The sequence below is a fragment of the Capnocytophaga haemolytica genome (assembly GCF_001553545.1).
Lineage (GTDB): Bacteria > Bacteroidota > Bacteroidia > Flavobacteriales > Flavobacteriaceae > Capnocytophaga > Capnocytophaga haemolytica.
Window position 1 is genome coordinate 2,147,144 of sequence record NZ_CP014227.1, and the last position, 11,752, is coordinate 2,158,895.

General features: G+C 46.4%; 6 protein-coding genes. 2 read left to right on the top strand and 4 right to left on the bottom strand.

All coding sequences use genetic code 11. The features are described 5' to 3' along the window. Positions 1-21: 21 nt before the first annotated feature. From AXF12_RS09645 to AXF12_RS09660, 4 genes are all read right to left on the bottom strand, one after another. Positions 22-1,050, bottom strand: a complete 1,029-nt coding sequence (locus tag AXF12_RS09645) for an asparaginase (RefSeq protein ID WP_066430641.1) — start codon at positions 1,048-1,050, stop codon at positions 22-24. Then, on the bottom strand, positions 1,037-2,170 hold the full coding sequence (locus AXF12_RS09650) for a 1-acyl-sn-glycerol-3-phosphate acyltransferase (RefSeq protein WP_066431961.1): 1,134 nt from the start codon (positions 2,168-2,170) through the stop codon (positions 1,037-1,039). Before AXF12_RS09650 ends, AXF12_RS09645 begins: the two co-directional genes overlap by 14 nt. Before the next feature lie 125 nt (positions 2,171-2,295). Beyond that, positions 2,296-3,057 carry a TatD family hydrolase gene (locus AXF12_RS09655; RefSeq protein ID WP_066431964.1) on the bottom strand — a complete coding sequence of 254 codons (762 nt, stop codon included), beginning with the start codon at positions 3,055-3,057 and terminating at the stop codon, positions 2,296-2,298. Positions 3,058-3,496: 439 nt separating this feature from the next. Then, the gene (locus AXF12_RS09660; protein ID WP_066430643.1) at positions 3,497-4,708 is read right to left on the bottom strand and encodes a DUF6051 family protein; all 1,212 of its coding nucleotides are present in this window, start codon (positions 4,706-4,708) and stop codon (positions 3,497-3,499) included. A gap of 350 nt (positions 4,709-5,058) precedes the next feature. Between AXF12_RS09660 and AXF12_RS09665 the strand changes: the two genes are divergently transcribed. Both AXF12_RS09665 and AXF12_RS09670 read left to right on the top strand, forming a co-directional pair. Continuing rightward, positions 5,059-9,396, top strand: a complete 4,338-nt coding sequence (locus AXF12_RS09665; RefSeq protein WP_066430645.1) for a translocation/assembly module TamB domain-containing protein — start codon at positions 5,059-5,061, stop codon at positions 9,394-9,396. Positions 9,397-9,542: 146 nt separating this feature from the next. Then, complete coding sequence (locus AXF12_RS09670; RefSeq protein WP_066430647.1) at positions 9,543-11,666, top strand: suppressor of fused domain protein; 2,124 nt, start codon at positions 9,543-9,545, stop codon at positions 11,664-11,666. The last annotated feature ends 86 nt before the right edge of the window (positions 11,667-11,752 follow it).

The following is an 11,752-nucleotide window of genomic DNA, read 5'->3' on the forward strand; positions in this document are numbered from 1 at the left end:
AATTTTTTTCATAAAATTTTATTAAATTTCTCCTGCTATACTCTCCTTATACTTGATTTTGAACTCCTTAGATGAAATATTTTTTTTAAGAAAAATCATTAATTTTACAATTGCCGACTCACTTGTGATGTCTTTTCCTCCTATAACTCCCATCCTTTTTAAGGCTTCGCTAGCTTCATATTTCCCCAAAATCACACTTCCTCCCGAACATTGCGTCACATTCACAATGTGTACACCACGGTCAATAGCCTCTTTTACAACATCTAAAAACCATTGCTGCGTAGGGGCATTTCCCGACCCAAAAGTTTCTAATACCACTCCTTTTAAAGTAGGAATACTCAGCATCGCCCTGAGAGTTACCTCCGTAATACCTGGGAAAAGCTTTATTATAGCCACATCTTGATCAAACTCCTTCCATACCTTCAATGTAGCATTTCTCTTTCGAGGCAATAAATACTCCTTCCACACCTTTAAATGCACACCACTTTCCGCCAATGTAGGGTAGTTCATTGAGGCAAACGCCTGAAAATGTTCTGCATTAATCTTCGTAGTGCGATTACCTCTATATAGCTTATACTCAAAATACAAACACACCTCCTGAATTACTGCCTCCCCATTCTCCTTCATTCCCGCCAACTGTATGGACGTAATCAAATTCTCCTTAGCATCCGTACGTAAATCTCCAATAGGCAATTGCGACCCTGTAAAAATCACAGGCTTCGTAAGCCCTTCCAGCATAAAACTCAGTGCCGAAGCCGAATAGCTCATCGTATCACTACCATGAAGCACCACGAACCCATCATAGCTATCGTAATGCTGCTCAATCATCTCAGCAATATCCACCCAATGCTGAGGGTTCATATCTGAGGAATCAATAGCCTTCTCAAACGATACTGTTTCAATCACACAATCCAAATGTGAAAGCTCAGGGATGCGGTCATAGATATACTCAAACTTAAAAGCACGGAGAGCCCCCGTCTTATAGTCCTTCATCATCCCGATCGTACCTCCTGTGTATATCAACAGCACCCTTGGTTTATCTACTTCCATTTTCCTTATTCTTTACGGGGTTAGAATACATTTCTAAGAACTTTTCTTGCGATAGATTACTTTCATTAGCCCTATTGCTCAAGCGACGTTCAAATTGCCGATATTCTTTCTCATTATAGAAATCCTTATATATAGAGGTGTGGTACAACATATCATACGCAATATAATTTGCTGGGAAAAGTTTGTATTGCTGATGTATTGACCTATCCAAGCACTCCGCCAAAGCCTGCAACTGCTTATTGATGTGCGTGTGTTCAGCCTCTATAGCATCCATCTCAGCTCCCAAAGGCTGTCCCACAGAGATATGCACCCTCCCCTTTTGACCGAGCAACCCCTGAATAATATTGTTAAAGTCCTCCTGACTGTCCTTCTTATAATCCACACCATAGTGCTCTGCCAATAGCACAGGCAGCTTCATCGCGTCGGTAGGGTCAAATTCATACGAAATAGCCATCGGCACAATATGCAACTGCTTCAAATACTGCAAAGGCGATATCCCCTCAGGCGTATTGAGTGAAAGCATCTTCAGCACCCCCTGCTGCGTGCGGTCATCTCCGTTCTTCGTGCGACCCTCGCGCTGCGCAATCCACACATTGCGGTGTTGCGAAGTAATACAATCGTAAATATACTCCGACACCAAGCGCGAATGTTCCAGCGCCTCACGTGGTGGCAAACTCCTATAAATGATAATATTGCGATTGAGCATCGCTAATATCTTCAAGTACTTCTTCTTTAGCAGATTATCACCCATAGCCGAAGCCGTCATCTCCAAGCCATTGTTGTAAAGCGCAAGATTCAGCAAAGAGGTGTCAAGAACAATATCACGATGGTTGGAAATAAAAACGTACGCGTGGTGAGGATCTAAATCTAAAAAACCCTCCCACGTAAAATTAGTAATACTCTTCTCTATTGCCTTTGTAACGACATTTACCATTATATTTACCTGAAAGTCAGATACCTTCTTACAGGCAAGCAACTTAGCCTGCTGCTCTTCCTCGCTGCACTCAGGGAAGGTGTACGCCAACATTGCCTTTATCAAAGGGCTATCTTTGATTTCGTACAATGCCCCCAACACCTCATCGTCGTAAAAAGGGCGTATCGACTTGTATTTATCCTCCATTACGCTCTCTATTTTAAGCACTGCCATATCACACCCTCACTCGGCTGCATCCCTTAGGCAGTACCAACCTATCTATAGTTACCAAATTTACGGCAAAGATACAAAAAAGAAATGAAACAACAGCATTATACACCAAAAATTTTCTCACTATTCTCCGTAGTGATACGCGCTACCTCCGCTTCCGAAAGCTCGTATATATCCGAGAGCTTCTTCATAACCTCCACAATATAAGCACTTTCGTTACGCTTTCCGCGATAAGGCACAGGGGCTAAGTAGGGGCTGTCTGTCTCCATTACGATATGCTCCAAAGGAATGCTTTTTAAGAACGTATCAATCTTACCATTCTTAAAAGTAACTACCCCGCCAATGCCCAGATGCAATCCATAACCAATGGCACGATGCGCCTGCTCCTCTGTGCCTGTAAAGCAGTGAAATATGCCAAATAGCGACGCATCTCGCTCTTCTTCAAGCACTTCAAACACCTCGTCAAAGGCATTGCGACAGTGAATCACAATAGGCAAATGGTGGCGTTTTGCCAAACGTATCTGAGTGAGGAAAGCCTCTTGCTGCTCCTTTAAAAAGGTCGTATCCCAGTAGAGGTCAATGCCTATTTCACCTATGGCGTAGCATTTGTACTGCTCCATTAATGCCTCGACGTGAGCGAGCTCTTCACGGTAGTTTTCCTTTACGCTGCAAGGGTGTAGCCCGTTCATAAGAAACATATTCTCAGGGTATTGCTTCCACAGCGTGAGCATAGCCTCAGTATAGCTCGAATCGATAGCAGGGAGGAAAAAACGCGTAACCCCTGCGGCAAGCGCACGCTCAATCATCGCCTTGCGATCGCCGACGAACTGCTCACTGTAAAGATGTGTATGTGTATCTGTTATAACCATTCGTTACTGATATTATCCAGCGGCAAAGATACGTAAAAAATTCCAAAAACAAAGCAAATCGCAAAAAAAATGTATTTTTACTCTTTTCAATGAGGACTGCCGCGCTGCCATCAGTGGGGAAACATAGGGAGCACTTGGGACTCACTTGGGGCTCACTTGGGATTCATAACGAAGTCAGAACGAAGTCAGAACGAACTCAAATAATTGGGATTTGCTTATTTTTGTGTGATTTTTTTCGCTCCGCAGGGGGGCTTTGTGCTTTTTTTGAAGAATGATTACTGGCACGCGGAGGCTGGTAAGGCGGAAAACCTTCGCTGCAAAGGTAATACATTTTTATTACGTAATCGCTATAAGGGCGTATTTTTTTTCATTCTCCTTATAGAAAGTTACTAAACCACTGTGTAACAATCTATAAGGAGTTGCCTTTTCAATGCTATTCAAACCACTGGGCAGCACTACTGATGAAACGCTCAAAGCAGGCGGTTACCTCAGCGGCGTTCTTGGTGGTCAGGGCAAAGGGGCTGATGTGGGTATAGGGATAAGGGTAATCGTCGATTTCCACAGGGATCTCAATGTTGCGATAGCCGCCTTTTAGGGTGTTGAGTGCCTCGATGGGTGGGGTTACTTCGTCTTGCTCGAGTACGAAGGCTTTGATCTGATTTTCAAGGGCTCGGAAGCGTGCCTCGCGCTCTTTTTGGTAGTAATTGTAGCGCAACATCGTCTTGAACCAGCCTTCACCGCTGTGTAGGGCACTATCCTGATAGTGGCGTAGTCGATCGTCGGTTTTGAAATTAGTGCTGAGTAGCTCGGCAAAGGTCTTTTGCATTGTGATGGCAGCCCGCCCGTCCATTATATACTTGGAAATGGGGAACATACGGTCGATAGTCATTCCGCCGCAGAAGCAAAAGAGCTTGGAGGTACTGAGGTAGCCTTGGGGGTTTGCCATCATCAGGATCACGGAGATAAAAGAGCCGATGGAGTAGCCGAAGAGATCGACGCTCGCCTGAGGGCTAATGGTGGGGTGTGCGCCACCACGTATGTCGGTAATGAGCTGTACCACATCATTATAGGTTTGCAATCCCGACCAGAAGAGGCGCTGAGGGAAAGCGTCTAAGCGGGTGCTAATGGCGGCATTGACGTAGGAGGTTTCGGAGTTGTCGGGGAAATCGGCGGCGCGCTTGGCTGCGATGGCGAACATTTCGCGGCGGGAGCTCCAAATCTCGGGGGCGCGACTCATATGGAAGGCGATGGGGAAGAGCACTACGGCTTTGCCTGTGGCTGTGGCGATGCCGTGAGCCCAAGGCAGGTACTTCTCCCACTTTTTCTCGTTGAGCCCGTGGATGAGGATGACCACGCCTTTGGCTTTCGCCTCGCCGAGGGGCTGGAGGATATGGTAGGGGAAGTGTACGTTGCAATCGACATCGGAGTCGGGCAGCCCGAGGTCGTCGATCGTGCGGTAGTATTCGGACTCGAAGCAGCAGTCGTGTTGCTTACAGTAAAGGTGGTGACTGCCAGGCAGATAATCGTTTGCCCCTTGTGAGAAGAAGCTGTGATGGGTGATGCTGATGCCTAAGTCGGGCAAGCGACAGTCTACGCCTGTGTCGAAGGCGGTTTTCAGACGGTGATGTAATTCGAAATATTCCATTTTTTTAATGATGAATGTTCAATGATGAATGTTTAATGGAGAAGTAGTGTTATTGTTTTGCGGTATGCGAAAGGGGGTGTTATAGTGATTGTATCTTTTTGCAATGCGGTGCATAAAGGCAATCCTCAGCGATATATGAAAGTAGGGTATCTGTATGTTGTGTTTATATATTAACCTGTTTACCAGTGTATTACAAAACTATCTTTTCTTTTATTACAAATTCTGGGGACAAAGTTAGTGTTTTTTTTTTGATAATCGTAAATAAATCATTATTTTTGCACCCTCATTGAAAACAAAGAAGCGCTATCAAAAGGTTCATCAAAATATTATTTCGCTGCCTATGGATCACCCTGCTCTTGCTGGGGGTTATTGCCATATTGCTGACGCTACCTGTGGTGCAGAGCTTTATCGCCCAAAAGGTAGTGGCTTATCTCAATGAGGATTACGGTATCGACATACAGATTGAGCGGGTGCATATCAAGCCTAATGGCTTTGCCGATATAAAGCAGGTGCTCATCCGCGACGAGGCAAAGGATACGCTTATTGCCGCAGAGAAACTTACGGCTTCGATTCTCGATTTCAGACAATTGATAAGCGGTAACTTATTCTTCGGTGAGGTTGATGGCAGTGGGTTGAAACTCAATATGATCACTCACAAAGGCGACTCGCTGACCAATCTGGATAGGTTCGTGGCGAAGTTCGACTCGGGCAAGCCCAGCACAGGGCATTTTATAATGAAAGCCAAGAGAATTAACCTGCTCGAGAGTTCCTTTAAGATACGCGATGAGAATGCAGCTGACCCTTCGGTGCTGAGCATCACCCAGCTGAGTGCGCGCTTGGAGGATTTTCAGATATTGGGTTCTGAGGTGTACGTAAATGCGCGAAAGGCGTCGCTTACGTACAACAACGCGTTGAAGGTAAATGAGTTGGACACTGACTTCTCTTACACAGATACGCTGATGAGTGCCGAGAACCTGCGCCTGAAAACGGCACTTTCGGATATTGAGGGCGAAGTGCGGCTCTATCCTCACAAGAAGAGTTACAGCGATTTTGTCAATAAGGTAGTGCTGGATGTGCGCTTGCCGAAGGCGCGTGTGAGCACCAACGACCTCAATGCGTTCTACAACGGCTTTGGCAGGGATAAGACTATTGAGCTTGAAGATGTTAAGATGCTCGGCACGCTCAATAACTTCGACATTCCTCAGGGGGTGATTAGCTATCAGAACACGGTAATCGATGGGGTTTTCTCCTTTAAAAACCTTTTGGACAAGCACCAACCTATCATCATCACCGCTACGGATATGTATGCTGAGAGCATCTATAACGACCTTGCTACGCTGATGCCTGTGGAGATTGGGCAAAACCTCCCTCAGCAGATAGAGGGCTTGGGGATGTTCTCCATCGACGGCGATTTCACTTACAACACTACGGGCTTGAAGGCAAACATAACTCTGAATACTACTGATGGGGAGGCGCATATTGATGGGGAGATGGACAACCTCCAGAATACAGCAGAGACGACTTATAAAGGCTCGGTGAATACGAACGACTTTGAACTGGGCAAGCTTCTCGACGAGAGCAGCATAGGCACCCTGACTGCCGACCTGATCATCCGTGGCAAGGGCTTCGACCTTAATACAATGCAGCTCTACGCCAATGGCACTATCTACTCTGTAGGCTATAACGATTATGATTATCAGAACATTCAGGTGAATGGCGAGCTACAAAATCAAGTGTTCAACGGCGATATCAACGCTAACGACCCGAACCTGAGAATGCGCTTCAGAGGGCTTGCCGACCTCTCACGCCGCAACAACAAGTTCGATTTTCAGGCGGATATAGACAAAGCGGACCTCCGTGCGCTGAAATTCATCGAGATGGATAGCATCTCACAACTAAAAGGGAAGGTAATCATTGATATTGAAGGCAATAAACTCGACGACATCGTTGGGAAAATCGCCTTTAAGAACACTGAGTACACCAACTCGGCAGGTGTGTTTACCTTCGACGATTTTGAGATTACCTCAACGATCAACGGCGGTGTTAAGGAGATTACGATCAATTCGCCTGACATCATCAGTGGAAATGTAAAGGGAAAATTCAGGATAGCAGAGCTCAAAAAGGTATTGCAGAACGCTGTGGGGAGTATCTACACCCAATATAACCCTTACAAGATTGCTAAGAATCAGTACGTTGATTTCCATTTCAACATCTATAATAAAATCATAGAGATCTTTGTTCCACAGGTGAAAATAGGCAGTAACACCTTCATCAAAGGAGCTATTGACGCCGATAATGGTAGCTTTAAGTTTCAGTTGCAATCCCCTGAGATTAACGCTTATAAGAAGCAGATCGACAGTATTAACATTGAGATTGACAACAAAAACCCGCTGTACAACGCCTATGTCGAGGTCAAAAGGGCAGACTTGGGTGCTTACAAGCTGCAAGATTTCAACCTTATCAACACTACAATCAAGGATACGCTCTTCTTCCGCACGGAGTTCAGAGGGGGCGAGACGGGGGCCGATAACTACGAGCTCAATTTCTATCACACACTCAACAAGAAACAGGAGTCGATCATAGGGATTAAGAAGTCGCTCATCAATTTTAAAGGCAATGAGTGGTATATCAATCGTGAGAACTCAGTAGATCAATACAATCGCTTGGTGCTTAACCGCACTGCCGATACGCTAAAGATCAGCAACTTCAAGATGGCACACCAGAACCAGTACATCAACCTCAGCGGCTTGCTTACCACTAAGGATTACAAGAACTTGCATCTGGTGGCACACAACGTCGCTTTGGATAAAATCACCCCTGAGATGAAGGGGCTGAACCTCACAGGGACGGTAAACGGTAGCCTATCGCTCACCCAGAAAGGCAAACTCTATTACCCCTCAGCCGACCTTTTCATACGCTATTTCAAACTCAATGGTTATGACTATGGCGATTTGGAGGCAAGCATCTATGGCAATAACGACCTCTCATCCTTTGATGTGGACGCTCACTTTGTCAATGGGCGTAGCCTGGGGTTTGCCACGCGGGGAAAAGTGCTTTTGGACAAGAATAAAGGCACACTCTTAGACCTCAATGCACGCTTTAGAGACTTTGCCCTTTCACCGTTGAACCCTTTCTTAGAAGGGATCTTCTACAACCTACGCGGTACGGTTACAGGCGATGTGAAGATACAAGGCAATGTAAGCGATCCGCAGATGAATGGCGAGCTGAAACTCAACAAGGCAGGTATCGGGGTAACTTACTTAAAGCTCAATTCCGATATTGCCGACGGTGCGACTATAAAAGTAACCAATCGCACCTTCGATCTGGATAACTGGCTGCTGACAGATACCGCCTATAAAACGCAGGCGAACCTCAGCGGTACCATTCGCCATAATAAACTCAGGGATTGGTTCCTCGACTTAAAAGTCAAGACTTTGGGCAAGCGCTTTATGGTGCTCAATACGCCTTTTACCGACGATGCTATGTTCTACGGGACGGCGTTCATCAAGGGAAATGCCTCCATCAAAGGGGCACTGGACGAAATCACCATAAAAGTGAATGCCTCTACTGCTGAAGGCACTTCCTTCAAAATTCCTCTGAGTGATAGCGAGAACATTGGCGACGATTCCTTCATTACTTTCCTTGACAAAACTGACAAGGTGGTGAAGATAGAGCGCGACTTAGAGTCGATTAAAGGGCTGGAACTCAACTTCCAGCTGGATGTGCTGCCTACTGCCGAGGTGGAGATAGTAATGGACCGAAAAACGGGTAGTAGCCTTGTGGGGCGCGGGGCTGGCACACTGCTCATTGAGATTAATACCAACGGGAAGTTCAATATGTGGGGTGACTTTATCACATATTCAGGTTTCTATAACTTCAAGTATGAAAACGTGATCGATAAGCGCTTCACGGTGCTGCCTGGGGGTTCCATATCGTGGAGTGGCGACCCGATGAAAGCCGTACTGCGTAACCTAAAAGCTGCTTATACCTTGTACGCTAACCCAAGTGCGCTGCTCGACAACTCGCAGTACAACCGCAAGATTGCCACGCAGGTAGTCATCAAGCTCGAAGGAGAACTGATGCATCCCGAGACGCTCTTCGACATCAATTTCCCTGATAGCAACCCGAGCTTGGTTTCCGAGCTGAACTATAAATTAGAGGATCAAGACCGCAAGCAACTGCAAGCCTTCTCGCTCTTGGCACAGGGCTCGTTTATGAGTGATCGAAATGCCGATAATCGTTTGGTGGCATACAACCTCTTCGAGACGGCGGCGGGGTTATTCAATCAGCTGCTTTCCGACGAGGATAACAAGCTGAATCTTGGCGTGTCGTACGAGGCAGGGACTACTGATGGCACCTCGGACTACAACAGCGACCGTCTCGGCTTCACTGTTTCTACGCAGATCACCGACTGGGCGAGTGTCAATGCCAAAGTTGGTATCCCTGTTGGAGGCGTGAGCCGTACCGCCGTGGCAGGCAACGTAGAGGTTCAGTTCCGCCTCAACTCCGACGGTAGCCTCACTGCTAAGATCTTCAATCGGGAGAACGAATGGCAACAATATATGCTCGATCGCATTGGGTACGCACAGGGCGCTGGCATTACCTACACTGTTGATTTTAGTACCTTTAAGGAATTGATGCAAAAGATCTTCAAAAAAGGTGGCAAGGTGATTGAAAAGAAAAAATAATACACTGCATTCTCCTCAAAGAAAAACGGCGACTTGTTAAATCTTTCTTAATTTATTGACTTTCCAGATAATTTACAAGCTGAAAACTTGTTTTTCTCAGTGCTGCGACGTACCTTTGCACCCACATATTAAAAACATAACAATAAATGACAGAGAAAGCCATTTTACGCAAGATTGACGCTTGGGACAATGAAGATAAGTTCCTCGCCATCATTGATTTTATCGATAAACTACCCATCGAGGAGAAAACTCCTGCCGTGCTCAGTGAGATGGCACGTGCCTGCAATAATATTTTCTGGGAAGATCAGTCCGAGGAGAACAAAAAGTACTTAGAAAAAGCTGTGAGCATCTTCAAATATATACAGCCAGACTTGGGCGACACGCCTTCGTGGCACTACCGTATCGGGTACGCTTACTACTACCTCAACCAGCTTGAAGAAGCCAAGCAGCACCTCCTCCAAGGGCAAGAGGGCAATGACGCCAAAGCAATGCTCCGCAACATCGAGATTGCACAGAGCAAAGGCATTACCATTGAGCAGGCTATGCAAGGCGGCAAGGGAGGCATAGAGTACACACTCAAAATCTGGTTCAAACATCTGCAAGAAAAAGCCCCTGAACTATATAACAACCTCAACCTTAAAGGTGCCACTGATGCTCAGCTGAGCGCATTAGAGCAGAAATTAGGCGTCGAACTTCCTGAGGACTACAAACAACTGTACAGAACCTTCAACGGGCAAGTGCTGCCTACGCCCTTCTTCGGGATTGACAACCAGCGCTTCATCAGCTTAGAGGAAATCGAAGAAGTACAAGCCCAGTGGCTCGCCTGTGTAGAAAAAACCTATGGAGCAGATTGGCAGCAGGCTTCCGAGGAAAAAGAATACGCCGAGTCGGTGGGCGTGAAGAATGCGCCTTACAATCCCCTGTGGATACCGTTTCTCGCTGGGGAGAATCACTCTTACCTGTGCTTGGATTTGGATCCCGATGAGGACGGAGCCTTCGGACAGGTGCTTACCATTCAGATCAGCCCTGAGGAGAAGGAAGCTTTCCCTACGGATTTCGCCTTTTGGTCGATCACCGATTGGCTCAACTTCTCGGAAGATGCCATCAACAACGGCTACTTAACTTACAACGAGGAAACAGGTACGCTGGACTTCCCCCAGTATGACGACGACGAGCCTTATTATTACACTGAGGAGCAAAGGACGGCGCTCGAGGCTTATATCGAAAAGAATATAGGTCATTTCGAATCAGTATTCCACGAGATTGAGTCACCTGATATTCACTGCGATATATACATCGTCAATCCTACCGAGAAGAACCCCTTCTACGTACTGATAACAGGCGGAATGGGCGCCTATCCGATGGACGTGCCCGAAGATTACCCTTTTAATCGTGCCGAGCTGATGATCCTCTTACCGCCTACGTGGAATATCAAGAGCGAAGATGAGAAGGATTACTGGCCTATCCGTTGGCTGAAGAACCTCGCACGCCTGCCTATCGAGCGCAACACGTGGCTGGGCGCTGGGCATTCTATTCCCACTGGCGACGCCTTGGAAGGCACTCCTTTCAAAGGATTTGTCCTTGGCGAACTGATGGACGATGGAGGCGCACTACTGCCGCTGGCTGAAAAAAATGTTTTCAACCAAGAAGATGGCGAGCGGGTGATCTTCTACACGCTTATACCTATATATGAGGAGGAGATGAACTACAAATTAGAGCATAGCGCCGATGAACTTTTCGAGCAGTTCGAAGAAAAAGGCATCGCATTCCCTCCCGTGGTAGATATTCACCGCAAAAACGCCTGCGAAGGGTTCCAACTCAGTAGCGACCCCTCTTTATTAGAAGGTATCGCGTGGGCTTTCGGCGGTCAGAGCTATAGCTCACTGATGAATTTTTGGGACGATGTCCGCTCTTACAACGAAGATCTCGATCGCGACCTTGAATACTTCAAGCCGTTCGGCACCATCTTCAATACACCGAAAGTCAAAGTTATCTACGAGGCAATCATCGATAGTAAAAAGCAACTCTACGACTTCGAGCAGATCGTCGGTGAGGAAGATTTCGTTGATGAAGAAGAGAACGAGGTGGAAATCATCGCAGAACTCAGCGCTGGGCAAGAAGGAAACTTCGGCGCACTCGAACTATTGTGGAACATACACAATCTGCTCTACAACAAAGAGCTTGGCGACCATATTTTCTTCGAAGGAATCAACGTCGAGGGCTATGAAAAAGATGGTACGCCTGTCATCTACCTTTATTTAGGTAGTTAATTTAGGATCAAGTTAGATCAACTCATAGCTTCAAAGAAAAGCCGACCTCTCGCAGGTTGGCTTTTCATTTGTTCATTCAAAAGAAA